We start from the raw sequence: 24398 nt of genomic DNA, 5'->3' as shown, positions 1-24398 counted from the left end.
GCGTTAGGGATTTTGCTCGTTGTCTTTGAGGGGCGATCGGGTCGTGAAAGCGGTTCGATCGCCCATTTTTTGTGCAATTCTGATGATGAAGACTTTTGAGCAAGTTGCTTGAGTATCTTTTTAGGAATGTTGCGGGAATATTTTGCGGGAATATTTTGCGGGAATATTTTTAAGAATGTTTTTCGAGATTATTGTTCAGTCAATCAAGCAAGCAATCAGTTAAGTAATTAACCCAGCAATTAACCCAGTAATCAACCCGGCAATCAACCAATTCATATCCGACTAATTAGCCGGCCGATCTTGTTCTTGTCTTGCCCAATCGCGCCATTCCTCGCTAGCTTGGAGAAGAGCGTCGAACGATTGCTGAACGATTGCTGAACGATTAATGCTATTGGGGTTTCCCCGCCATGAACCTTGTGGATGCGTTGCCAACCTTTTCGATCGCCCTGCGCGAGGGGTTTGAAGCGGTTTTGATCATTGGCTTGGTGTTGGCCTGTTTACAACAAGCGGGCCAAACCCACCTCAACCGATCGGTGGCTTGGGGGATTGTGGCGGGGTTGTGCCTGAGTGCTTTGGTGGGCGTTGGGTTGGCTGGGGTCTTCGGGGCCTTGGATCGATCGGTTGCCCCTTGGGCCCCCTTTTGGACTCAAGGCTTAAAAGTAATTCTGGGGGCGATCGCCATTGGTCTGTTGAGTTGGATGTTGGTTTGGATGACTCAGCAGGCCAAACAACTGAAAGGAGAGGTGCAATCCTCTGTGCAGCGGGCGATCGGGGAGCAAGCGGGGGCCGCCTGGAAAATTTTTGGCTTGGTCACGGCTGCCGTGCTGCAAGAGGGACTGGAAACGGTTATTTTCATTGCCGCCCAGTTTCAGGAAAGCCTCGGGGCCGCCGTGGGGGCGATCGCGGGCGTAATTGGAGCCGCCATCATGGGGCTGCTGCTATTCCGCTTTGGCATCAAGATTGACGTGCGCCGATTTTTCCAAGTGGTAGGTACAATTCTGCTGCTGGTGGTGGGCGCGTTGGTGATTTCCGTACTCAAGCACCTGGACGCGGCGGCGGTGCTTTGGGAGCAACTGCATCCTGCCTGGGCTGGCCTTTGTGCCGTGGGGGGCGATTCCTGCTTGCTGGGGCCCCTGGTTTGGGATTGGTCAGCGACCTTGAGCGATCGGGTGTTGCCGGGTGTATTGCTCAAAACCCTCTTTGGCTACCGTGACCATCTCTACCTAGCTCAGGCGATCGGGTATTGCCTCTTTTTAGGCGGCGTGGGAACCCTTTACTTCCGCAGTTTGCGGGGCCAGCGCTCTCCTGCGGCCCCAGCCGGAGCTTCGCCGGCCCAGTCTTCTGCCCAATCGGGTCAAGGCTAGGGCCTGTCGCCAAACCGCCTGAAACAAATCGTCTGAAACCCTGATTCCACCTTTGGCAGATCATGGGGGACAAGGGGCTTAAGCCCCTTGTTATGACGACTGGGACATGGAAAATCAATCGTTTGCTGATCAGCCAGTTCAGCCGCTGAATGAGCCGTTGAGTTGCCCCTAGGCCTTGGGCTTGAGATAGGCGATCGCGTGTCGCCAAACGATTGTAGGCTGGTCGTAATGGTCAACAATGCAGATGCAATCACTGTCCTGCCACCTCACCTTGCCTGCAATCAGGTCATTGGTTAGCAGCTTTAGTTCCACTTCTTGCTTATTCTTAATGGCTGTCTGCACTTGACGGGTGCTGGGCAGCCCAGTATTAAATTCTTCAGCCATAGGGAGTGCTCAATGGGACTTGCGTTTGCAAAGTATCACGGATTAGGGAATGACTTTATTCTGCTGGATAACCGCGATCGAGCAGAGCCAATTCTCTCGCCTGAGCAGGCCGTGCAACTGTGCGATCGCCATTTTGGCATTGGGGCCGACGGTGTGATCTTCGTGCTGCCCGGCGAGCAGGGAGCCGATTACACCATGCGAATTTTTAACTCCGATGGTTCCGAACCGGAAATGTGCGGCAATGGCATTCGCTGTTTTGCCAAATATTTAGCGGCCCTGGAAGGCCTGGACAACACCGAAAAAACCTACAAAGTCCACACGCTGGCGGGTTCCATTATTCCCACCATTCAGGCCGATGGCCAGGTGACTGTGGACATGGGCCAGCCGATTTTGGCGGCCGAGCGGATTCCCACCACCTTGGGCACAGCGGGCGAAACGGCCCTGGACCGATCGCTCACGGCCGCTGGCCAGGATTGGACAGTAACCACCGTCAGCATGGGAAATCCCCACTGTGTCACCTTTGTGGAGGATGTGAGCGCGATCGACCTGCCCGCCATTGGCCCGCAAATCGAATGCCATCCGGCCTTCCCCCAAAAAACCAATGTGGAATTTGTGGAAGTGGTGCGGCGCGACTATCTACGAATGCGGGTTTGGGAGCGCGGCGCGGGCATTACGTTGGCCTGTGGAACGGGGGCCTGTGCAACACTGGTAGCAGCCGTGTTAAATGGCCACAGTGATCGAGTGGCTACGGTGGAGCTTCCCGGCGGCCCATTGCAGATCACCTGGGATGCTGTGAGCGATCGGATCCTCATGACGGGGCCGGCAGAAGCGGTTTTTAACGGGGTGTGGAGGGGCTGGTGATCCGGCCCCGGGTCAAGTTAATCCGTCGCCAATGAGTCCGTCGCCCAAGCGGTGCTAAGGATTGGGGGCCACCATGGCCCCCGGCGATCACCAGTTCACGGCAGCAACTGAAGAGCAATAGGCATGAGCAGCGGAATTTACTTCGTACGCAATGATGGGCGACTCGTGGAGATGATGGAGCAGCCCTATGGGTCGGTGACGCTTCTTCAGGAACTCTTGGAAACTTACCCCAACCTATTGGCTGGCGATCGCAGCCTCATTAACCGTGATCAGGACTGGTTGGCCATCACTCGCCAGAACACGGTGATTTTTGATGACGAACGGGCCGATCGCTGGTCTCTGGATCGGATTTTTCTCGATCGCAGCGGTGTGCCCACGGTGGTGGAAGTGTTTTGCAGCCACGGACGCGGCGGCGGTCAACAGGCCCAAGAGCTGATTGGCCAGGCGATCGAATATGCTGCGAACCTGTCGCAATATTGGCCGATCGAAACCATGCTGGCCCAATTTGAAGCCAACTGCCGCGCCAACGATCGGGATCCCGATCAAGTGGTGGAAGACTTCCTGGGCCATGACGAGGAAGAAGAACGTTTTTGGCAACAGGTGAAAACCAACCTGCAAGCGGGCCGGATCCGAATTGTGGTGGTTTCCGATGCCCTCTCGCCGGAACTGGTGCGGACGGTGGAGTTTTTGAACGCCCAGATGGATCCGGCAGAGGTTCAGGCGATCGAGCTGCGCCAATACGTGAGCGATGAAGGATTTCGCACCCTCGTGCCCCGATTAATTGGGCGCATGACCGACTCCAAGAGCGCTTCCCCCGCCCTCGATCGGCGGCGTTGGGACGAAGACAGCTTCTTCCAAGAATTCAGCACCCGCCAGGGGGAAGACGAAGCCGCCATTGCACACCACATTTACGAGTGGTGTAGCGATCATCCCAATGTGGAGGTCTACTGGCGCACGGGCGACACCTACGGCGGGTTTGTGGCCATGTGTGATTTTGGGCGGGGCGAGTCCCATGAACTGTTCAAAGTGGGAATTGATGGGGGCTTGGAAATCAATTCCAGCACCTACGCTTCTTGGTATCCCTTCACGCGCCATGACGAATGGATGGAATTGCGCAGCCACTTCAGCTCGATCGGCCTGGCCCTCCCGCCGGACTCACGAGAACGCCGGGCCCCCAACTTCAGCCTTTCAACCCTGCGGGATGAACAATCGCTCCGGCAGGTTTTTGAAACCTTCAGTTGGGTCTTGGAGCGGGTCAAACAGTCTTTGAATGACACCAAACGACGGGCAACCGATCGCGACTGGGCTGCTGGCTAAGATTCATGCAACCTGGCTCATACCCGCCACCTCGAAACATTCGAAACATCGGGATAGCGGCTGCGAGACAGACACTGCGGAATAGAAACTGCGGAATAGAAACCGCAAAAAACCGCAAAATAAAAACCTTGAGATTGACTGCACAAGGGTTAGTTGAAACCCACTAGCAGCCTATTGGCAGGAGCGTTTGGAAACATGGTGGTTGCGGGCAACAGGAATATGGCACAAACGAACCAAGAACCTAGGAACGGAGAACCCTGGAGCATTGATCAGGTGCGTTCCCAATTCCCCGCCCTAGACAACAAAACCTATTTCAACTACGGCGGCCAAGGGCCACTACCCCAAGGATCCCTGGAAGCCATGGTGCAAGCCTGGCAAACGATGCAGCAATTGGGCCCCTTCAGCAGCGCCGTGGGTGACTGGGTTGATGCGCAACTGGCCGCCACCCGCCAAACCATTGCTCAGGAATTGCAGGTGAGTCCGGAGACGATCGCCCTGACTGAGAATGTGACGGCTGGTTGCAACATTGCCCTTTGGGGATTGCCTTGGCGATCGGGCGATCGGCTATTGATTAGCGATTCCGAGCATCCGGGGGTGGTGGCCGCCGCCCAAGCGATCGCCAAGCGTTGGGGAGTGACGATCGATCAGTTTCCCCTGCGCGATCGAGTCCCTGAGCAACCGATCGTGGAAGCCATTTTGGCCCATCTGCATCCCCAAACCCGCTTGGTGCTGGTGAGCCATGCCCTTTGGAATACGGGCGAAATTCTCGATGTGCAAGCCATTGCCCGCGCTTGCCGCCACCAACAGCCCTCTGTGCAAATCCTGGTTGATGCGGCCCAATCGGTGGGCCTGTTGCCCTTGAATCTGTCGGAATTAGAGATTGATTTCTATGCCTTCACGGGCCACAAGTGGTGCTGTGGGCCCGATGGGTTGGGGGGATTGTATGTTAATCCTCGATCGAGCCTGGAGCCGACCTTCGTGGGCTGGCGTGGCATCACGGCCGATCGCCAGGGCAACCCCACGGGCCACAAAACCACCGGTCAGCGCTTTGAAGTGGCCACCTCCGCTTATGCGCTTGGGCTAGGTCTCCAATCGGCTCTGGACTTGCACCGCCGTTGGGGCACACCTCAGCAACGGTACGATCGAATCGTGCAGCTTGCCGGCCGCCTTTGGCAACATCTGCAAACCATTCCCCAGGTGGAATGTTGGCTGCCATACCCGCCGCCAACCGGCCTCATTTCCTTCAAGGTCAGCGGCTCCCACAACGCTCGATCGCTCGTGGCCACCCTGGAAAAACAAAAATACTTGCTCCGAACCCTGCCCAATCCCGATTGTGCGCGGGCCTGTGTTCATTACTTCACCCAAGAAGCGGAAGTCGATCAACTGGCAGAACTGATTCGATCGCTCGTAGCAGCCTAACTTTGACTTAACTTTGACCTATTTAACCTAACTGTTCGGCCTGGGATTGTAATCGGGCGATCGGCTTAATTGTGCGATCGACCGGGCGATCGACCGTAACAGCTTGCCAGAAATCTGGCCATACCTACCCCCCTCCAAACCAGATCAGAGCGGGGTAAATTTGCCATTAATCTTCCTCATTCATCTAGGAGAAAACCGCATGAAGCATGATTGGTTGCTGACTCTTTCCTCCTGGCCACAATCCCTAGCAAACAGCAATTCAGTTCACAATTCCAACGCAGCGGTCAGCAGTCTAGCGATCGGCAGCATTCCCGAACTGATTAATATCCTCATTATCCTGCTCTTGTTAGCAACCACCGTTGCCCTGGTGACTCAGCGGCTGAGAATTCCCTATGTCACCGGCTTGGTGCTGGCGGGGCTACCCATCACCGACTTGCTATCCCAGCGCCTTGGCCTGGATCCGTCGCTGGTGCTCAATCTTTTTCTGCCAATTCTGATCTTTGAAGCGGCAATCAACACGGATATTAGTCGTCTTCGCAGCACCTTCAAACCGATCGCCCTGCTCGCAATTCCTGGCTCCTTGCTCTCCTCAGGGATCATTGCTGTTTTGGTGAAACTGAGCCTAGGGCTGGATTGGATTAATGCGCTGTTGGTCGGTGTAATTTTGGCTAATACCGACACCGTTTCCATGATCGCGGTTTTTAAGGAATTGCGAGTGCCTTCGCGGCTTTCAACGATCGTTGAAGGTGAAACATTATTTAACGATGCCGCCGCCTTAGTTTCCTTCAATCTGCTGTTGGTCATTTACTCCACCGGTAGCATTACCGTCAGTCAAGGCATCAAAGAGATGCTGTTGGTTTCCTTGGGCGGTGCATTCCTAGGCGCAGTTTTAGGCTATCTTTGCTTGCCGATTTTTAATCGCCTGCAAGATCCCTTAAGCAGCTTGTTGCTAACTGTGGCATTGGCTTTAGGCACGTTTCAACTGGGCCAGTTTTTGGGTGTTTCCGGTGCGGTAGCCGTCGTGATTGCTGGTTTGGTTTTTGGTAATTTGGGTTTGCCCCAAGCCACATCAGCCTCTTATCGGATCACGCTACTCAGCTTTTGGGAATATGCAGGTTTTAGTGTTAATACATTCATCTTTCTGTTGATTGGCATTGAAATTAATCCCCTCACTCTCTGGAAAATTCTCCCGGCCGTTATTTTGGTGATCATTGCCTATCAATTGGGACGTATCATCTCTGTTTATTCATTGCTGGCTGGCTTGCGCTGGTTCGATCGCCCGATTCCCCTCCGTTGGCAACATGTCCTAGTGCTCGGCAATATTAAGGGATCGCTGTCCATGGCATTGGCGATCGCTATTCCTGTGGGTTTTGTTGGCCGAGAATTCATTATTGAACTGGTTTTTGGGGCAGTCCTGTTTTCGTTGGTGATTCAGGGACTGGCATTGCCTTGGTTGATCAAGCAGCTCAACATCGGCCAAGGCAATGGCATATCCGAGGAAATTGGCCAATTACAGATTCAACTGATTGGGGCCAAGGCGGCGCAGGATGAACTTGCCCAGCTACTCAAGGCTGGCGTTTTACCAAAAGCAACTTATGAGGAGCTTTGGGCTGCTTATCAAGCCAAAGTCGCTGGATCAGAACGGGTTTTGAGGGAGGTCTATAACCAACACCAAGCCCATTTGGGTCTGCATTATCCCAACCAATTGGATGTGGTGCGAAGACAGTTAATTATTGCGGAAAAGGGTGCAATTAACGATGCCCTGCGCAAGCGAATTGTTCCGGAAGATGTGGTGCAACGCTACATCAAAGATTTGGATCAGAAGCTTCAGTCTCTGAGCGATGACTAGCAGTGAGTCCAAGATATTTGATCATCGGCCGGACGAGTTCCGGCCGGGTCACAACCAAAATGGTGGAGCCAGCTTTCAAGACTGTTTGACCATTGGGAATTTCTAGGTTGCTACAGGCATGACTTTGATAACCAATGATCAGAGATCCCGTTGGAAAATCGGGATCTTGGGCAATCTGGGCCACCGTGCGATCGACCACATAACAATCATTGGGAACGGGCAGCTTGAGCACTTCAACCTGACCCTGTTCAAAGTGCATCATGGATTCCACTTCTGGGTATTCGATCGCGTTGGCCATCGTGGCCACTGCCAAATCAATGGTGCTGATGATGTGGCTAGCGCCGGCCAAACGATAAGCATCCAGAAACTCGCGATCGAGCATCCGAACAACAGTATGGGCAATGCCGTAGCTTTTGGATAAGGTGATGAGCGCCAAATTCAAGGCATCATCCCTCAGGGCTGCTACCACCGCATTGGCCTGCCGGATCCCAGCTTCTAGGAGCACTGCGGTGCTGACTGCGCTACCCTCGAAGGCCATCACCCCGATTTGTTCGCGAGCAAATCGACAGGCTAAGGGATCTTTGTCAATCACAGCAACAGTATGCCCCAGCTCTAGGAGTTGTTGGGCTAACCGCAATCCCATCATTCCTGCGCCGCCAATGAGAACGTACATGGTTGTTGTACTCGCCTCGCAAATCTTGGATATCTCAGGTTAGCGCAGAGATGAAATTGCTTCCTTAAGCTGATGAATTGAATGTATTCATCAATGTATTCATCAAGGAAGCGTAATCCAAGATTAGAGCAGAGTTAAATCTAAGAAAGTGATGAAAAATATGGCTCAAAAATTGAAATTTTGATCACCAAAAATCAAGAACTTAATTTCAAGAACTAAATTCTAGAAACTCAACTTCAAGACCCAAACCCTGAGACCCAGATTTTGAGATTTGAACTTCAAGAATGGGGCTTCAAGAACGAGATTTCTCCAGGGGAGCCGTCTGGGGTTCGCATTGGCCTCCCAAGGCATTCACCACCGTGCAAGTATTGCTAATCAGCATGGTTTGATAGGTGGATCCCGCCGTGCCGGGTGCGCCGGGCCCGTCAATATAGAGCGGGTTGGGGGCCACCTGCACACCGGCCTCGCGAGCGACGGTGGCGATCGTCTTGGGGTTGGTGGAAGCTTCTGCAAAAATGGCTGGCACATTGGCCGCCTTGACCAGTTTCACCAGTTCCGCCAACTTGCTGGGGGTGGGTCGCTCTTCGGTGCTCAGACCGCTGAGGGCCCCTTTCACCTCAAATCCATAGGCTTGGGCATAGTAGCGCAAGGCATCGTGGGTGGTGATGAGTCGCCGTCGATCGGGCGGGACGGTGGCCACTTGGGTTTGAATCCAGCGATCGAGCGCTTGCAGTTCGCCAGTCAGGGCCTGGGCAGCCTGTTGATAGCGATCGGCTTGGGCGGGAATCAGTTGGCTCAGTTGGGCCGCCACGATCGCCGTTAGCTTTTGGCCATTTTGGGGGCTGTGCCACACGTGGGGATCCGCCACCAGTTCCGCCGTTTCCCCAGTGGCAGTTTTTGGATCTGCATCATGGTCGTGATCATGTTCCTCGGGCTTGGCGGCCGCTTCGGTTTTGTGGTCATGGTCATCTTCATGGCCGTGGTCGTGGCCATGGTCATGATCATGGGCGGCCATCTTCAGCGGACTGGGAACGGCCTTCTCAAAAATTGCCACTTTGGGGCCCTGGGTGGGAGCGCTGGTGAGGGTTTTGGTTAACCCTCCTTCAAAGTCGTAGCCGCCATAGAGCACGAGGCTGGCGGACTCGATCGCGGCCCGATCGCTGGGGGTGGGTTCGTAGGTGTGGGGGTCGCGGCCGGGTTGCACCAAACAGGTGAGATCGATCGTCTCGCCCGCAATTTGCTGGGCCAAGTCGCAAACCACGCCGCCACTGGCCACCACCTTGGGGCGATCGGGGTTGGTGCTGCTGGTCGCCGGGGTGTTGTTGCCATTGGGGGTTGTTGCCCCGGAGTTGGCTCCAGTGCCGCAACCCGTTCCCAGCAGGGCCAGGCCGAGGGTGATCGCTGGCCATTGCATCCGCCCGATTCCCCGGTTGCGCGATCGCCGTTCCGCCATGGTTCGAGTCATCCCACCCATCAATCACACCTAAGCTTGCGGTTATGCCTCTGGTTGGCCCACGCCCAGATTCAGAGGCTCATCTAGAATGAGAATCATTCTCAATCACAAGCATAGAGCAATCTGCCAAGGCGAGTCAATGGCGGAGCGGGGCGATCGATCAGCAGGTTTTTTCCCTGAGCAACTGCCTTGAATGGGGGCGCTAAATTGCTATTCTCAATGGCTGATGAATATTCATTCGTGAATATTCATTCGTGAATATTCACAGATGCCTAGAAAAAGAGATGGCTTTCCGGCTGAATATTGATTTCCATGGGAATGGCCTGCGGTTCTGCACTGAGAGCAAATAAAATGGCATCGGCCGCCGTTTCCGTGGACAACATTTTGGTGCGATCGACCTTGAGGCTCACGTTGTCCCAAAAGGGTGAATCAATGCCACCAAAATAGAACAGTGTGACTTTGATCCCGTAGCGCCGGGCTTCATCGGCCATGCATTTGCTAAGGCCCGTGAGCGCAAACTTGGAAGCACAATAGGCCGCACCCATCGCCATGGAATGTTTGCCCAAAATGCCGATCACGTTGCAAATATGCCCCATCTTGCGATCTTTCATCACCTCAATGGCGGCTTGGCAAGTATGAAAACTGCCCTTTAAATTCACCGCCAACATTTGATCCAGATCGGCTTCCGTGAGCTTATTAAACTGTTTGAGAATTCCCGCGCCCGCCGCATTGACCAGCGCATCAATCTGACCAAATTGGGCGATCGCCTGGGTGAATAGATTCGCCACCTGAGCTGCATCGGTAATATCCGTGGGAACCGCCAACACTGTGGCTCCCGTTCCCCGCAGTTCCGCTGCGAGGGCCGCCAATTGTTCCGTTCCCCGAGCCGCCAACACCAACGAGGTTCCAGCCGCTGCCAGCTTGCGAGCCAGGGTTGCGCCAATGCCCCCTGTGCCGCCAACAATGACGATTACTTTGCCTTTGAGCTTGCTTTGCCAGTCTTGCACGATCAGGTTGTTACTTTTCTTTACAAACCGTTACATCCTTAAGCTAGCACGGCCGTTGGAGGCCAAAGCAGTTGAATCGGCTAAAAAAGCCGCTATCCCTTACTCAGACCCTCAAGGGCGGCCCATTTGGCGCTTCAGTTGCTCTAGTTCTTCATCCATTTCCCAGCGTTGGAACTGCTCCTCTAGGGGATCGGCTCCCATTCCTCTGCTGTAGGTGGCCCGATCGCTGCTGTCCCAGGGCGATCGGCTGGTGCGGGTCTTGGCTTGGGTCTGGGTTTGCGCATCGGCCTGGGCAGCCCGCGCGGCCACCTCTTGCCGTTTGCTGGCCAGTTGCGAGACCAGGGTTTCTAACTGTTCAATGCGGGTTTTAATGCCCTGCATTTGTCCCCAAAGTTGATTGCCTTTGCGCAAGAGGGCGGCTTCTCGTTCGCGGGCGGCTGCGGCGAGTTGGTGTTCTCCGGCGGCTTCCACTTTTTCGATGCGAATGTGCCAACGCTGCACGTCTTGGGCTGTTTCCCAAATGTCGGCTTTCAGTTGCTGTTCTTGGGTGTGTAATTCCCCGATCGATCGCTTGGCATCGGCTTCCTGTTCCCGCAGTTGCTCTTCTAGGGCCCGCAACTCTAGCTCGGGATGTTCGCGCAGAAAGGCTTCTAGCCGAGCTTCTAAAAACTGACTGAGATCATCGAGCAAACTCACGCGATCGCTCCTTTTGTTTCAATCCTCGCCCAGCCCGGGGGCCGGGCGCTGCACTTCAATAACATTCATTTAGATGGGGTAGATGGGGAAAGCTGGATAGTTTCAATCCTCGCCCAGCCCGGGGGCTGCTTTGAGGCGATCGTCCGGGTTAACGTGAATTCGGGATAAAGGGAGCGAAGGAAAGACGGGGCTGGTTGGGGAGACCCGCCCCTACAACTAATTGGTTTGAAGAGCGAGGTCATCAGGGGTTTAGGCAATTTGACGACACCCCCTAAGCCCCTTGCCCCGACGGTGATGCTGACTTGACCTGTGCCCCAAAACCTTGCTCAAACATTCCCTAAGCCAGGGGAGTAGTTTTGGGCTGGAAATCTGGACAGTTGATCGCCGCTTCTGACAGGGCCTCGCTGGGACGGACGGGACATTTGAGGTGGTAATCGCCTGTGAAAAAGGCACAGTCTGCACAGGGAATTTGGTGCAAAGTGCGCACCCGCGAAACGCCCTCTTGGGTGAAGCTGGCGATTGATCGCACCAGAACGGCCACCAAATACCAAGCCAACCCAAAGCACAGGGGAATCATCACCGTTTGGGGAATGTGAGCAACGGCCGCACGCAGCAAAAGACTGGCAATATCCATGAGCCAAAGGGGCGATCGAGCAAGACAGTTCCATCTTGCCCGATCGCCCCCAGGATCCTCAAGCGAAATTCAGCATGAACCGGATTAACCCAGCGAACCGGATTAACCGACATCCAAAACCCATAGACTCAGGTGATGGACTCAGGTTGTGGGCCCAAGATCGTCTCATCAGGATCCACATCAGGAGCCACTCGCAAGCAAATCCTTAGCCCCGATTGACCTGAGCCAGGATCTCATTCAAAATTTCCTGGGCCCCTTGGGCGCGCAGCTTTTGGGCCAACTCCGTGCCCAGATCTTCAGCACTGGTGTGGGGGCCGCTCACGGTGTCTTTGATCAGTTGCTTGCCATCCACACTGGCCACCAGGCCCGCCAGGGTTAAGGTGTCACCCTCCAAGCTGGTATTCACCCCGATCGGGACTTGGCAGCCCCCTTCCAAATCGCGCAGGAAAGCCCGTTCCGCCAAGCAGCGCCACTTGCTGGGTTCATGCTCCAGCACCTTCAGCACGCGCAAAATGTCCTCATCGCCCTCGCGGCACTCAATGCCCAAGGCCCCTTGGCCCACCGCATGGAGCGACACATCCGACGGCAACAACTGATCGATGCGATCGGCTAAATCCATCCGCTGCAAACCAGCCGCCGCCAAAATCGTCGCATCATACTCGCCGCTGTCGAGCTTCTTCAGCCGAGTATTCACATTGCCGCGAATGTCCTTGAAGCTCAGATGGGGGTAGTGATAGCGCAACTGAGCCAACCGCCGCAGGGACGACGTACCAATCACAGCGCCTGCGGGCAATTGGTCGATCGTTTTGCCCTTGTGTTGGGCATGGAGCACCACCGCATCAGCCGGGTTCACCCGTTCTGTCACGCAACCCAAGGTCAGCCCTTCCGGCAGGCGGGTCGGCAAATCTTTCAGGGAATGCACCGCCAGATCATAGATCCCGTCGCGCATTCCATCTTCCAACTCGCGGGTAAACAAACCCTTGTCCCCAATTTTGGACAGGGCCACATCCAGCACCTTATCCCCTTGGGTTTCGATCGCGCAGACCTCAAACGTAATGTCCGGAAAATGCCGCTGCAATTCTCCTTGTACCCAGTGCGTTTGCACAAGAGCCAATTGGCTTTTACGAGAGCCGATGCGGATGGTACGGGTGGGACTAGCGACGGACATACGGTTGGAGGTCGGTTAACGAACGTTAGTTGCAATCCTCAGATTGTCTAGATCGGCAGTTGGCGGACGATCGAGCCAATCTGGCCACCCCTCAGCGCCATCGGGCGCATCCGGTTGGAATTTTTATGGGACTTTGCTCGCTAACTGGGAGAAGCAAACCCGAGCATCCGGTGGGATCAGGCGCGGTCTAGCGTACCGTTCGGGCGCGATCGCGATCGAGCGATCGACATGTTCGTTAACAATCACCCCAAAGGGGATCAAGCCCCCAAAAATCTATCTCCCCAAAAACTCACAACCCAACCGAGTAGCGCGGCTACCTTAATTCATGGGGTCAACGTTGCGGAGTCAGTCGTTATAACAAGATGCGCCAGCCCCTTGTTGCCGAGCGATCTGGTGAGCGATCTGGCAACAGCAACAGTTCTTTGAATTGACCTGATGAATTGACCTGAGTTGATCTGAATTGACCTAAATTGACCGATCAAAATCAGCTCAAAATCCGCTTGCCGTGCTACTAGGGCAGCGTGGTCAGCACAAAGGCCGCCTGCTGCACCGCCAAATACATTTGGGTTGCTTCACTTTCTTCCAGGGTGATGGGATTGGCAAACTGCAACGACACCAAAGCCCCAACCGCATCGCGATAGATGGCTGGAATCACCACATGGGTTGCCACCCCGCCTTCTTGATAGAATGCTGTTCCGGCCAAATCCGCATTCGCCGCCGCATTCAAACACACTTGCAGCTTTTTCTCAGCGATCGCCTGTTGGCTGAGCGGATCACCCACCAGAGAAGCAGCTCCCGCTTGGCCGCTGTGGTTGCCCAGTTGCCCTTCTTGCACGAGCTGAATGGTGCAGCGATCGGCCTCAAACCGTTCCACAAACGCCGTCGCCAGCCGCTCCGCACAAATCTCAAACGTGCCGCTGTCGGCCGCGGCCAAAATTGCCGCCAACAGTTGCATCTGCGCCTGGGCCCGTTCCAGCTCGATCGAACGATTCTTCAAAGAGTCGTAGCTATCGGCTGCCCGTTGCACCACGGTTTTCAACTCATCAGGATCCCAAGGCTTGGTGATGTACTTATACACCTGTCCTGAGTTAATCGCCTCCACCAGATCTTCCACATCCGTGAAGCCCGTCAAAATAATCCGCACGGTGTCTGGAAACTGGGGCACGGTTTTACTCAAAAACTCCGTTCCCTTCATCTCCGGCATCCGTTGATCGGAAATGATGACAGCCACTTCCCCTTCCTCGGCCAACAGTTCCAAGGCTCGGGCCCCGCTTTCGGCCTTGAGCACGTTGAAATCTCGGCGGAAGGTGCGATAGAGCAAGTCGAGATTATCTGGCTCGTCATCGACGACGAGCATCTTGGGTTTGGGGGGACGGCGAGCGCTTTTCAACTGTTCGCGGAGGCCTTCGAGGTCAACGATGAGTTTGTTCATAGCAAGTGGGGTGCATCAGGGGCAGTAGGGTGCGATCGCGATCGAAACAGGATGCATCACACCTCCCCTAGGGGCCTGATTAATGGCGGGCAACCAACCATCAACCGGCTTGCAAAGTACGGCGCAAAACGGGTTGCGGCAATCCAGAGAGCATTTTGACATACTCCTCAACCGCCGCGGCCGTTCCGGGAAACACCGGGCAGCCATTGCCCCAAAATCATACCCCCTCAGTCCTAGCATGAATTCCGGGGAACCACACCCGTGAGGCATTGCCCCCAACCCGCCCCAATGCCACAGTTTCGCCCTCCGCAAGCGGAAAATCGTCGCCGGAAACTAGCCGATTCAGCAAAATCCGGCATTAAAGTCAAGAACCTGCGGGTCAAATGAGACAAAAAATTACCTGACAATTACCTGATGCATCCCGAGCTAACGAAAAATATATTTGCCTTGATTGATCCAACAATTAGCTGCTCTAATTGTCCCAATCATCAATTATTCAAAGCCATTAAAAGTCAAGCATCACGATATTTGTTCTGATTTACCCCATAATCAGTTTTTCAAGATAATCCAGCGCCCATAAGGATTTACATCACGTACCCATCTATAGAAAACTGATGGACGAGTCTATAGAAATTAGTTCAACACAACTATTTCGAGACCCGCCTGGAGATCGGCCCCTTCTCAACACCCTAGATACAGGTTTTTTGGGCAACACCTGCACTATGGGCATGAAGTGCCTCCCTCTGACTTTCTTTAACGCTTTTAAAGTTCATGCAGTGGACTAGGAGGTATCCGTGGATTTCTTGTCCCTTTTCGTCAAGGACTTCATTATTCAGTTGCAGTCCCCCACACTGGGTTTTTTGATTGGGGGGATGGTGATTGCAGCACTCGGAAGCCAATTGGTAATTCCAGAGTCGATTTGTACAATCATCGTCTTCATGTTGCTCACCAAAATCGGTTTAACCGGTGGAATTGCAATTCGGAATTCCAACCTGACCGAAATGGTTTTACCGGTTATATTTGCAGCAACCGTAGGGATTCTAGTTGTCTTCATCGCCCGCTACACCTTGGCCAAACTACCAAAGGTCAAGACCGTTGATGCGATCGCGACGGGTGGCTTGTTTGGGGCGGTCAGTGGCTCCACCATGGCGGCAGCCCTGACCTTGCTCGAAGAACAAAAGATTGGGTATGAAGCATGGGCGGGCGCGCTTTATCCCTTCATGGATATTCCGGCGCTGGTCACGGCAATTGTTGTAGCCAACATTTATCTCAACCAGAAAAAGCGCAGCAAAGCCGCTGCTGCGGATTTTCAGGAGCAGCCCAGCACCCGTCAGGAATATCGCGACCAGCAGCAGGGTGATAGTAAGGTCAAAATCTGGCCGATTATCGAAGAAAGCCTGCAAGGGCCCGCTTTGTCTGCCATGTTGCTCGGTTTGGCCTTGGGGATTCTCACCAAGCCGGAAAGCGTTTACGAAAGCTTCTACGATCCGGCTTTCCGGGGTTTGCTTTCAATCCTGATGCTGGTGATGGGGATGGAAGCTTGGTCGCGGATTGGCGAACTGCGCAAAGTGGCTCAGTGGTACGTTGTTTACAGTGTGGTGGCTCCCTTTCTCCATGGGCTGATTGCCTTTGGTCTGGGCATGATTGCTCACTACACAATGAACTTCAGCCTGGGTGGTGTGGTTGTGCTGGCGGTCATTGCATCCTCTAGCTCAGACATTTCGGGCCCGCCCACCTTGCGTGCCGGGATCCCGTCGGCGAACCCTTCCGCCTACATTGGTGCTTCCACGGCCGTTGGTACGCCGATCGCGATCGGTCTGTGCATTCCATTCTTTATCGGGCTGGCTCAAGCACTCGGGGGTTAATCGCCCCAAGCAGGTGGGGTCTGTCGGTGCTTTCTCACGGCCCGACAGACTCGTTAGAGTAGTAGACAAAAGAGGTAACCAACATGGCTAAACCAGCCAAAAAGCTTGTCATCATCACCGAGAAGGTGTTGCTGAAGAAGGTGGCCAAGATCATTGAAGAGTGCGGGGCCAAGGGGTATACGGTGTTGGAAACGGGCGGCAAGGGCAGCCGCAACGTGCGATCGTCCGGGCAGCCCAATGTTTCCGACACCCAAGCGAATATCAAGTTTGAGGTGTTGACCGACACTCGCACCCTGGCTGAGGCGATCGCCGATCGCGTGGCGGTGGAGTTCTTCCTGAATTACGCAGGCATCATCTACATCTGTGATGCGGAGGTGCTGTATGCGCACAGTTTCTGCGGGCCTGAGGGCTGCTAGGTCATCAGTTTTGAAACGCAACCAGTTTTGAAACACAACTTTGATCACAAGAGCCGGGGGATGACCCCGGTTTTTTGATGGTTATTTTTGTGTTGGGGGGCGATCGGTGTTCCGAAGATCAGAGCGATCGGCCTTGCTAAACTACAGAAAATTGCTATCTCAATCCTGTGATGCTGACCCCTGAAACGGAACAAACCGATCTGGAGCGATCGATCTTGGTAATCCTTCGCCAAATGCCCTTGGCAATCCAACAACAGATCTTGGTGCTACTGCAACAGCTCCAGGCGCGATTGATACCTGCTGGCGATCGATCAGGATCTTGTGAACCGAAGCCAATTCAAGCAGAAATTGATCTCGATCATGCGATCAATTATGTCTTAGAGAAGAATGCTGAGTTGCTCGATCGCCTGGCCTAATGCGTTTCCTGTTGGTTGAAGATATCATCCGAATTCATGAGCAAGTCGTTGCACGCTCAGGTGGCTCTTTAGGAATTCTGAATCAAGCAGCCCTAGAATCAGCCGTGGCCCAACCTCAACAGTCCTTTTCAGGCATTGATTTGTATGAGGGATTGGTCGATAAGGCGGCTGCTTTAGCATTTTTTCTGGCACTGAATCATCCATTTATTGATGGCAATAAGCGAGTTGCCTACACAGCCATGGAAGTTTTCCTGGTGCTTAATGGTTATGAGGTGGTTGCGTCAGTTGATGATTCAGAGTCAACCTTTCTCGATTTAGCTGCTGGTAGGCTAACCCGACAACAGCTTACAGAATGGCTCAGGCAGCGAATTTCTCCCTATAGATAAATCACAATCTATGACTCCCAGCCCGATCAAACAAACCCTCCTAAACCAGTAGATCGCGTAAGTTGGGTTGAGGCACGAAACCCAACACCACTCATGTTTCATAGATCGCTGGGCGAATGTCGAGAACGGGGAGGGTGCTTCACCCAAAACACCACGATCGGACTCAGGACACTCACGCTGGGCCCGAGGGAATTGATCAGGCTCATGCTGACAAACAAGACTGGGGGCGGGGTAATTAATGGTCGTTGCTCGCCATCGCGGACGAGGTTATCGCGACCAAGCCCGATTAACCAGCTATAGACGAAGACGTTGATGATGAAGATCAATAAGGCGGCGATCGCCCATGCCTTGATCACGCCGGGAGATTCGTCGCGGCGCACAAAAATTGAGATCAACAGAAAGCCAATTGCCAGCAACCCACCAACGATTAACCCTACGACCGCCAGACCCAATAGCGTTAGGGCTTCAAGTTCTCCAGGATAGCTATCCATCATGGCAATGATCAAAGCTTGACTTGGAAGAGGATGACTGCAAGATACCTTGCGCCACTTCCTCAGCGCCAACCCATGTGGAGGAACAGAAAGCGATCGCTCCGTCCACTATTTTTTGATTGGGCGATCACGTTGCCTGAGCGTTTGTAATCAGAGTTTTGATCCAGCGGGGCGATCGAGTCTTGAAAAACAAATTGATTCATTCTCATAAAATGGTCATAGTCTCACCAGTAATCGCCCCATGACTCCCAGCCCGATCGAACAAACCCTCCTAAACCAGTTTCGTCAGCTTCCCCAAGCGCTCCAACAACTGGTAATTCAATTCATCAACTTGCTATTGGCCGAGCGATCGCAAGTTGACCCATTACTCAGTCGATCAGAGCCGTCCCCTTCAGTATTTGACCTCGCGGGTTCTTTAATTGGTAGTGCTGAAGGCCCTAGCGATCTCTCGACAAATCCCGACTATCTAGAAGGTGTGAGTTTCGAATGAGAAAGGCATTAAAGACTTAACCTTTTCTAATAACTTCTTATCTGTTCTCACTGGCTACTTGCTATGTGATGCTTGGATTATATAAATTAAAAATTCTGAATTAATTCTCGAACTAAGAACTCAGCACCTTTATTCATTTTTTCTTCATCCTCACTTCTTAGTCGTGAATAAATCCAGTCTAGGATTAGTGGGTTACGCCGACGATTGTCAAAAATTTGCATTTGTAGGCTATGTGATTCTCTTTCAAGATCTTGTGAAGTATGTCTTCCATTAATAATTTCTTGAATCAGGATCTCTGCATTTTCTCTTAATTGATCCAATCTAGCAGCAGATTCATTATTTTCAGTATATTGACGTAATCCAAATACAAAGGACGGAGTGAGTGGTGCCAGGACAGCTAAAAGAAATTTTTCAAGAGGCAATCCTCCAACTAAGCCAATCAGAAGTACGGAAATTATTAGAACTAATAAAACAAAAATTATCCATTTGGAGTAGCGTCGCCGTAATTGAGCATCCCACCAAATGTTTGACCTTTGGCAGATGATTCGTGCTTGGTAAATTGGCAACTTACCAACACTAGGCGAATACCAATTTTGAAGTTCTGCAATACTATGCTTTTTTTGCTTATATCTATTGGCCGCATCAATAATTGTTTCTGGATCAACGCGAATTCCACAGTTTAATTTTATCCAATTTAGTTGCAAAACCTCACAATCAAATATTTGTTGCACTTTTGCAGCTTTGTCTTGGGTAGTTCTTTTTAATCGAGAGAAACAAAGAAGTTCTAAGAGTGTTGCAATCATGCCCCACAAAGCAGAATAAGCAGCAAGTGAAGGAAACAAAGCAACCAGAGTTGACCATGCAAATACTACTGGAATGCTCATTACAACACTGATCATTTGTAAATTTTTGGCATCAGAGTATAGCTGGCGTTGGGCAGCTAATAAATCTAGTCTTCGTTGAGTATTTTGTTCTTGAGGGATATTATTCATAGATATTCATTGTAATTTCTAAATTTGAAAAATTGTTGAATTTGAGAAAATTACTCAAACATATTCTGGAAAATTTGAACCAAAAATTTGCCTCCACTTTGCAATGGATAATTTATGATTACCTTCATTTTCAAAAGCTCTGGCTTCCAGTGATTTCAGATAATCTGAATATGCTCTTTTCGAAATTTTCTCTTGCTCTTCGTAGTTTAGTTGATTGATGTTGCCTTGAATTCCTTTCGGATCGTTGATTGGGAAAAAGATCGATTTCTGTATATATTTCAACACTTCTGGTACTTCCAAATCTACGTATTCAGACGCTTTTTTATAACGTATGGTATAGAATTCCAGAATCATGTTTTCAAGTAAATATGAAGACATTGATGGCATAGTTGGCCTTCTATTCCAATATTTCATTAATCTGACAATATTTAATACATTGCCATTGTGAAACTGATTAATATCATGAACCCTCTTTCGGTCAATCCTTGGGTCAGTTTTCTGCCAATATCCATGACCGTCGGGAATCAGGTAATAAGTTCTATTAAGTGTATCTTCTTGGGTGAAAAAGCAAGGAACTAGATCAAATGTCCAAGGGTAGCTCTTCAAATTAAGAGTCACGGCTTCTTTGTTACATTTTATTTCTGCTTTCTCATACTGTGGAACTTGCTTGAGTAAGTCAATGAACTTGTTGATAACTTTTCGAGAGCTGAGCTTATTTGTACCATCAAAGCAAAGAGTTCTGAGTTTACATGCCAACTCAGGAACATAAATTTCAATTCTATTCGTAAAATCTTGATAGACTGAACCTTCAGCGTTGAGGGCAAGCATCACATCAACATCATCCAAAGGTCTTTTTTTAGTATGTCTAGCAAAAGAACCAAAAGATATAGCTTTTTCTGAGTATAGTCTTGGAAAACTCGTGTCTTTATCTGGAAATGAATGAATTTGAAATAGCAACCAATTACGACTATTTCTAGCTTGCTGGGTTTCTCCCGGATCGAGGTTGACATAATCTCTCAAAAAAAGACTGAAGGCCTCGTTAACTGTTGTAACCATAATTTTCTAGAGTTTTAGAACTCAGAAGCTACTCCAGATTTAGTGTCAATGTTTTTGATGAGACGCTAAATCTGGGTCTTCTTGAAATCCTAGCTTTCCAATACATAGATGTGTACCACTTTGAGGTAGGGATAACCGCACCTCTCAATTTCTTTTTTTAAGGTAACCATAAGCCGTGGAATTAAAGAGAAAGAGCCTGGGGATAAAACAGAAAAGCTAACGGGCCGATCGCCGTTTCGCGAGAGTTTTGGGTAAGATAGCGCGGTGGAACGCTGTTTCCGTCTTCCTCGTCCCTGTAACCCGCCCCGTGAGCGGTCGCCGGCCCGTTGTATATCAAGCAAGTTGAAATCACGAACTTCAAATCCTTTGGCGGCACGACGCGAGTTCCCTTGCTGCCCGGATTCACCGTGGTTTCGGGCCCCAACGGCTCCGGCAAATCCAACATTCTCGATGCGCTGCTGTTTGCCCTCGGCCTCTCCTCTTCCAAAGGAATGCGCGCCGATCGCCTGCCTGACTTGGTGAACCAGGGACAAATGGGCAAGGGCCAAGGCAAAGGCAAGCGATCGACCGTGGAAGCTGCCGTTACTGTCACCTTTGATCTGAGCGAAGAAGCCGCCCTGCTGGCCACCGTTTCCGCCGAAGCCGCCGAAGACTTGCCCGGTTTGCGCGATGCCGACGGCCAGCCCCTCAGTGAATGGACTGTTACCCGCAAACTGCGCGTCACCCAACAGGGAACCTACACCTCCAACTACTACATCGGCGGCGAACCCTGCACCCTCAGCGAGTTGCACCAATCCCTCTCGAAGCTGCGGATCTATCCCGAAGGCTACAACGTGGTGCTGCAAGGGGACGTGACTAGCATCATTTCCATGAACCCTCGGGAGCGGCGGCAGATTGTCGATGAGCTGGCGGGGGTGGCCAACTTCGATCGCAAAATTATCCAAACCAAGCAAACCCTCGAAGAGGTGAAGGAGCGCGAAGATCGCTGCCGCATCCTGGAGCAGGAGTTGCAAATTCAGTGCGATCGCCTGGCCAAAGACCGCACCAAGGCTCTGAAATATCAACAAATTCGCCAGGAAATGCAGGGCCAGCAAGGGCGCTTGGCGGTGGTGGATTGGCTGCTGGAACAGTCGAAGGTGGAGCAGTTGCGCCAATCGATCGCCCAGCGGGAACAGGATTTGGCGCAGTTAGCCGATCGCCTGGTGGCGGAACGGGCGACAGTCGAAACCCAGGCGGCGGAACTGGAGCGGCTAAACCAAACCGTGAAATCCCTGGGGGAATCGGAACAAATCGCTCTGCAAACGGAGCTAGCCACCCACCGGGCCCAACGGGATCAGGTGCAACGCCAACAAACGGAGCTGACTCACCAGCAGCAAACCCAACAACAAACGATCGCCCGGTTAACAGCGGAGGTGGCGGAGGTCGATCGCACCGAGGCCGCCTTGGCCGCCACTGGGCCGGAATTGCAAGAGCGCCTGGAGGAATTGCAACAGGCCCACGATCGGGCGGCGGCCAACCTGAACCGGGCCCGGGCTGAGGCGGCAGAGTTGGCGGAAGCGTCCCAGGCTTGGGTGCAACAGCAAACGGACTTGCGCCACCAGTTGGAGACGATCCAAGCGTCGATCGATCCCCAGCGCACGGAGCGGGCCACCTTGCAGGAGCGGCTGAAGCAAATCGAAACCCAGTTGGCGGAAATCGCCACGGAATGGGAGCGGGCGGGCGATCGACTCAATGAGCACGATCGAGAATTCCAAACGGTCGATCGGCAAACCCGCAGCCTGGAACCCCAAATCCAAACGGCCGCCGAGCAGTTGGCCGCCGCCGAGCAGGAGTTGCAGCTCCAACAGAAAACCCGCAGCCGCTTGCAGGACGAGCAGCGACAAGTGCAACGGCAACTGGACAAACTGGAAGCCCAAACCCAGGCCCAACGGGAAGCCCAAGGCACGTTTGGGGTGCAATTGCTGCTGCAAAGTGACTTACCGGGCATTTGCGGCCTGGTGGCCAATTTGGGGCAGGTGGAACCGCGCTATCAGGTGGCCTTGGAGATTGCGGCCGGAGCGCGGCTGGGCCATTTGGTGGTGGAAGATGATGCGGTGGCGGCGGCGGCGATCGAAATCCTGAAACGGGAGCGGGCCGGGCGTGTCACCTTCTTGCCCTTGAACAAAATTCGCGGTGGTGGCGGCGGCGAGTCGGCGGCCATGGCTCGGGGGCGGGCGGCGGTGGCGGGTTGGCTGGATTACGCGGTCAACCTGGTGGATTTTGACGATCGCTACCGGAACATTTTTGAGTATGTGTTTGGCGGGACGGTGGTGTTTGAGCGGTTGGATCAGGCTCGATCGCTCCTGGGTCGCCATCGGATCGTGACGCTGGATGGGGAATTGCTGGAAACCAGCGGAGCGATGACCGGCGGCAGTATGCAAAAGTCCCGGGGCGGCCTGCGGTTTGGCGGTGGCGAACTGACGGAGGAGGCGAAGGCGGCGGCGGAACTGCGCGATCGGCTGCGGGATATCGATCGGGTGTTGGGCCGTTGTGATGGGGCGATCGCCCAGGCTCAATTGGACAGCCAGCGCCACACCCAAACCCTGAACGATTTGCGCCAGGCCCGCCGCGATGCCCAACGGCAACTGGAGCAACTGCAAGCGGCCCTGACGGCCACCACGGGCCAGCGCGATCGCCTGGCCCAACAGCGCGATCGGCTGACCCAGGAACTGACCACCAGCCAGGAACGCTTGGCCCAGCTCGATCGGGCCTTGCCGGCCGCCGAGCGCCAGTTGGCCAACCTGCGCCAGGCGATCGCCCAGCTGGAGGACTCGCCCGCCCACAGCCAATGGAGCGAGGCCCAAACGGAAATCCGCGATCGGGAATCGGTGCTCTCACAATTGGCGGACAATTTGCGATCGGCCCAAGCCCAGCAGGCCGACCAAGCCCGCGAAGTCGATCGCCTCAGCCAACAGCGCCAACAACTGGCGCAACAAATCGCCCAAGCCACAGATCAGCTCACCACAGCGGGCGATCGGTTCCAACAGCTTCAGCAAACCCAAACGGAATTGGATCAAGCGATCGCTGATCTACAAGGGCAAATTGCGGCTTTGGAAACCACCCTTGGCGAAACCAAACAACAGCGAGATCACCAAGAAACAGCTCTGAATCGTCAACGCCAAGCGCTTCAAACCCTGGAATTTCAGCGCGATCGGCTCCAAGAAACCCAACAACAACAGCAAGCGGAATTGCAAGAGTTGGAAAACCGAGCCGAGGGCGATCGGCCCGATCTACCGCCCGACTCGGAACCCCTGCCCAGTGATCCCGCTCAATTGGCCGCCCACCGCGAACAACTGGATCAAACGATTCGCACCTTACAGCGCCGATTGGAAAGTCTGGAGCCGGTGAATATGCTGGCCCTGGAAGAATACGATCAAGTGCAAGGCCGGCTGAATCAACTGAGTGAAAAGCTGGCGACGATCGAGCAGGAGCGCACGGAATTGTTGTTGCGCGTGGAAAATTTCACCACTCTGCGCCAACAGGCATTTTATGAGGCCTTTGATGCGGTCGATCGCAACTTTCAAATCATCTTTGCTGAGCTATCTCAAGGCGACGGCCGCTTGCAACTGGATGATCCCGAAAACCCCTTAGAAAGTGGCCTCAACCTGGTGGCCCACCCCAAGGGCAAACCGGTGCAACGGCTGGCTTCCATGTCCGGCGGCGAAAAATCCTTGACAGCCCTCAGTTTCATTTTTGCCCTTCAGCGCTACCGCCCCTCGCCGTTCTATGCCTTTGACGAGGTGGATATGTTCCTGGATGGATCGAACGTGGAGCGCCTGGCCAAAATGGTGAAACAACAGGCCGCCGAAGCACAGTTCATTGTGGTTAGTTTGCGCCGTCCCACCATTGAAGCGTCCGATCGGGTGATTGGTGTGACCCAAGCCCGAGGCGCACAAACCCAAGTCCTCGGCGTGGTGTTGTAACAAAACTGCAATCTTGACGGGCAATTGCCTAAGAGCTGCACAAATTACGGGACTAAATCGCGATAGG

At 53.2% G+C, this 24398-nt stretch carries 21 protein-coding genes; 10 read left to right on the top strand and 11 right to left on the bottom strand.

Annotated features, from left to right (window positions below; translation table 11 throughout):
- Positions 1 to 407: 407 nt before the first annotated feature.
- Positions 408 to 1364 carry an FTR1 family protein gene (locus H6G53_RS01690; protein ID WP_190530722.1) on the top strand — a complete coding sequence of 319 codons (957 nt, stop codon included), beginning with the start codon at positions 408 to 410 and terminating at the stop codon, positions 1362 to 1364.
- A 168-nt stretch (positions 1365 to 1532) separates the two neighbouring features.
- Here H6G53_RS01690 and H6G53_RS01685 read toward each other — a convergent pair whose 3' ends face one another.
- On the bottom strand, positions 1533 to 1748 hold the full coding sequence (locus H6G53_RS01685; protein WP_099532706.1) for an RNA-binding protein hfq: 216 nt from the start codon (positions 1746 to 1748) through the stop codon (positions 1533 to 1535).
- A gap of 12 nt (positions 1749 to 1760) precedes the next feature.
- On the opposite strand from H6G53_RS01685, the gene dapF reads away from it, so the two are divergent.
- The 4 genes from dapF to H6G53_RS01665 all read left to right on the top strand — a co-directional run bounded on the left by dapF (position 1761) and on the right by H6G53_RS01665 (position 7194).
- On the top strand, positions 1761 to 2609 hold the full coding sequence (gene dapF / locus H6G53_RS01680; RefSeq protein WP_190530721.1) for a diaminopimelate epimerase: 849 nt from the start codon (positions 1761 to 1763) through the stop codon (positions 2607 to 2609).
- 123 nt (positions 2610 to 2732) lie between these two features.
- A complete protein-coding gene (locus tag H6G53_RS01675; protein ID WP_099532708.1) occupies positions 2733 to 3926 on the top strand; it encodes a hypothetical protein in 1194 nt (397 codons plus the stop codon).
- A 219-nt stretch (positions 3927 to 4145) separates the two neighbouring features.
- Positions 4146 to 5345: an aminotransferase class V-fold PLP-dependent enzyme gene (locus H6G53_RS01670; protein ID WP_099532709.1), complete on the top strand. Its 1200-nt coding sequence runs from the start codon at positions 4146 to 4148 to the stop codon at positions 5343 to 5345.
- A gap of 199 nt (positions 5346 to 5544) precedes the next feature.
- A complete protein-coding gene (locus tag H6G53_RS01665; RefSeq protein ID WP_190530720.1) occupies positions 5545 to 7194 on the top strand; it encodes a sodium:proton antiporter in 1650 nt (549 codons plus the stop codon).
- Here the strand turns inward: H6G53_RS01665 and H6G53_RS01660 are convergent.
- From H6G53_RS01660 to H6G53_RS01630, 7 genes are all read right to left on the bottom strand, one after another.
- Positions 7151 to 7867: a TrkA family potassium uptake protein gene (locus H6G53_RS01660; RefSeq protein WP_190354824.1), complete on the bottom strand. Its 717-nt coding sequence runs from the start codon at positions 7865 to 7867 to the stop codon at positions 7151 to 7153. The genes H6G53_RS01665 and H6G53_RS01660 overlap by 44 nt on opposite strands.
- Positions 7868 to 8159: 292 nt before the next feature.
- Positions 8160 to 9332: a metal ABC transporter substrate-binding protein gene (locus H6G53_RS01655; protein WP_242030899.1), complete on the bottom strand. Its 1173-nt coding sequence runs from the start codon at positions 9330 to 9332 to the stop codon at positions 8160 to 8162.
- A 260-nt stretch (positions 9333 to 9592) separates the two neighbouring features.
- Positions 9593 to 10327 (bottom strand): SDR family oxidoreductase, encoded by a 735-nt coding sequence (locus tag H6G53_RS01650; protein ID WP_099532713.1) that lies wholly within the window; start codon positions 10325 to 10327, stop codon positions 9593 to 9595.
- A 111-nt stretch (positions 10328 to 10438) separates the two neighbouring features.
- Complete coding sequence (locus H6G53_RS01645; protein WP_190530719.1) at positions 10439 to 11023, bottom strand: TIGR04376 family protein; 585 nt, start codon at positions 11021 to 11023, stop codon at positions 10439 to 10441.
- Between the two features lie 337 nt (positions 11024 to 11360).
- Positions 11361 to 11657 (bottom strand): hypothetical protein, encoded by a 297-nt coding sequence (locus tag H6G53_RS01640; protein WP_190354752.1) that lies wholly within the window; start codon positions 11655 to 11657, stop codon positions 11361 to 11363.
- Between the two features lie 205 nt (positions 11658 to 11862).
- Positions 11863 to 12825, bottom strand: coding sequence for a hydroxymethylbilane synthase (gene hemC, locus H6G53_RS01635; protein ID WP_190354751.1), 963 nt, complete (start codon positions 12823 to 12825; stop codon positions 11863 to 11865).
- Positions 12826 to 13336: 511 nt separating this feature from the next.
- Positions 13337 to 14257 (bottom strand): response regulator, encoded by a 921-nt coding sequence (locus H6G53_RS01630; protein WP_190530718.1) that lies wholly within the window; start codon positions 14255 to 14257, stop codon positions 13337 to 13339.
- A gap of 794 nt (positions 14258 to 15051) precedes the next feature.
- Here H6G53_RS01630 and H6G53_RS01625 point away from each other — a divergent pair.
- The 4 genes from H6G53_RS01625 to H6G53_RS01610 all read left to right on the top strand — a co-directional run bounded on the left by H6G53_RS01625 (position 15052) and on the right by H6G53_RS01610 (position 17340).
- Positions 15052 to 16122, top strand: a complete 1071-nt coding sequence (locus H6G53_RS01625; RefSeq protein ID WP_099532101.1) for a sodium-dependent bicarbonate transport family permease — start codon at positions 15052 to 15054, stop codon at positions 16120 to 16122.
- A gap of 83 nt (positions 16123 to 16205) precedes the next feature.
- Complete coding sequence (locus H6G53_RS01620; RefSeq protein WP_099532102.1) at positions 16206 to 16538, top strand: hypothetical protein; 333 nt, start codon at positions 16206 to 16208, stop codon at positions 16536 to 16538.
- Between the two features lie 170 nt (positions 16539 to 16708).
- Complete coding sequence (locus tag H6G53_RS01615) at positions 16709 to 16954, top strand: hypothetical protein (RefSeq protein WP_190530717.1); 246 nt, start codon at positions 16709 to 16711, stop codon at positions 16952 to 16954.
- Positions 16954 to 17340 carry a type II toxin-antitoxin system death-on-curing family toxin gene (locus tag H6G53_RS01610; RefSeq protein ID WP_099532104.1) on the top strand — a complete coding sequence of 129 codons (387 nt, stop codon included), beginning with the start codon at positions 16954 to 16956 and terminating at the stop codon, positions 17338 to 17340. The genes H6G53_RS01615 and H6G53_RS01610 overlap by 1 nt, the downstream gene beginning before the upstream one ends.
- Before the next feature lie 98 nt (positions 17341 to 17438).
- Here the strand turns inward: H6G53_RS01610 and H6G53_RS01605 are convergent, their stop codons facing one another.
- From H6G53_RS01605 to H6G53_RS01595, 3 genes are all read right to left on the bottom strand, one after another.
- Positions 17439 to 17903, bottom strand: a complete 465-nt coding sequence (locus tag H6G53_RS01605) for a hypothetical protein (RefSeq protein ID WP_190530716.1) — start codon at positions 17901 to 17903, stop codon at positions 17439 to 17441.
- Positions 17904 to 18407: 504 nt separating this feature from the next.
- Positions 18408 to 19313, bottom strand: a complete 906-nt coding sequence (locus H6G53_RS01600; protein WP_190530715.1) for an S-4TM family putative pore-forming effector — start codon at positions 19311 to 19313, stop codon at positions 18408 to 18410.
- Positions 19314 to 19367: 54 nt separating this feature from the next.
- Positions 19368 to 20369 (bottom strand): nucleotidyltransferase, encoded by a 1002-nt coding sequence (locus H6G53_RS01595; protein ID WP_190530714.1) that lies wholly within the window; start codon positions 20367 to 20369, stop codon positions 19368 to 19370.
- Positions 20370 to 20695: 326 nt separating this feature from the next.
- On the opposite strand from H6G53_RS01595, the gene smc reads away from it, so the two are divergent.
- Positions 20696 to 24331, top strand: a complete 3636-nt coding sequence (smc, locus tag H6G53_RS01590) for a chromosome segregation protein SMC (protein ID WP_190530713.1) — start codon at positions 20696 to 20698, stop codon at positions 24329 to 24331.
- The last annotated feature ends 67 nt before the right edge of the window (positions 24332 to 24398 follow it).

The sequence above is a fragment of the Limnothrix sp. FACHB-406 genome (genome assembly GCF_014698235.1).
GTDB lineage: Bacteria > Cyanobacteriota > Cyanobacteriia > CACIAM-69d > CACIAM-69d > CACIAM-69d.
This window is presented reverse-complemented; position numbering and strand designations above follow the sequence as displayed.

What these genes read in the sequence shown, in the direction of transcription:
- H6G53_RS01690 (WP_190530722.1), top strand. Translation starts at nt 408, where the DNA reads ATGAACCTTGTGGATGCGTTGCCAACCTTTTCGATCGCCCTGCGCGAG.
- H6G53_RS01685 (WP_099532706.1), bottom strand. Translation starts at nt 1,748, where the DNA reads ATGGCTGAAGAATTTAATACTGGGCTGCCCAGCACCCGTCAAGTGCAG.
- dapF (WP_190530721.1), top strand. Translation starts at nt 1,761, where the DNA reads ATGGGACTTGCGTTTGCAAAGTATCACGGATTAGGGAATGACTTTATT.
- H6G53_RS01675 (WP_099532708.1), top strand. Translation starts at nt 2,733, where the DNA reads ATGAGCAGCGGAATTTACTTCGTACGCAATGATGGGCGACTCGTGGAG.
- H6G53_RS01670 (WP_099532709.1), top strand. Translation starts at nt 4,146, where the DNA reads ATGGCACAAACGAACCAAGAACCTAGGAACGGAGAACCCTGGAGCATT.
- H6G53_RS01665 (WP_190530720.1), top strand. Translation starts at nt 5,545, where the DNA reads ATGAAGCATGATTGGTTGCTGACTCTTTCCTCCTGGCCACAATCCCTA.
- H6G53_RS01660 (WP_190354824.1), bottom strand. Translation starts at nt 7,867, where the DNA reads ATGTACGTTCTCATTGGCGGCGCAGGAATGATGGGATTGCGGTTAGCC.
- H6G53_RS01655 (WP_242030899.1), bottom strand. Translation starts at nt 9,332, where the DNA reads ATGACTCGAACCATGGCGGAACGGCGATCGCGCAACCGGGGAATCGGG.
- H6G53_RS01640 (WP_190354752.1), bottom strand. Translation starts at nt 11,657, where the DNA reads ATGGATATTGCCAGTCTTTTGCTGCGTGCGGCCGTTGCTCACATTCCC.
- hemC (WP_190354751.1), bottom strand. Translation starts at nt 12,825, where the DNA reads ATGTCCGTCGCTAGTCCCACCCGTACCATCCGCATCGGCTCTCGTAAA.
- H6G53_RS01630 (WP_190530718.1), bottom strand. Translation starts at nt 14,257, where the DNA reads ATGAACAAACTCATCGTTGACCTCGAAGGCCTCCGCGAACAGTTGAAA.
- H6G53_RS01620 (WP_099532102.1), top strand. Translation starts at nt 16,206, where the DNA reads ATGGCTAAACCAGCCAAAAAGCTTGTCATCATCACCGAGAAGGTGTTG.
- H6G53_RS01615 (WP_190530717.1), top strand. Translation starts at nt 16,709, where the DNA reads ATGCTGACCCCTGAAACGGAACAAACCGATCTGGAGCGATCGATCTTG.
- H6G53_RS01610 (WP_099532104.1), top strand. Translation starts at nt 16,954, where the DNA reads ATGCGTTTCCTGTTGGTTGAAGATATCATCCGAATTCATGAGCAAGTC.
- H6G53_RS01600 (WP_190530715.1), bottom strand. Translation starts at nt 19,313, where the DNA reads ATGAATAATATCCCTCAAGAACAAAATACTCAACGAAGACTAGATTTA.
- H6G53_RS01595 (WP_190530714.1), bottom strand. Translation starts at nt 20,369, where the DNA reads ATGGTTACAACAGTTAACGAGGCCTTCAGTCTTTTTTTGAGAGATTAT.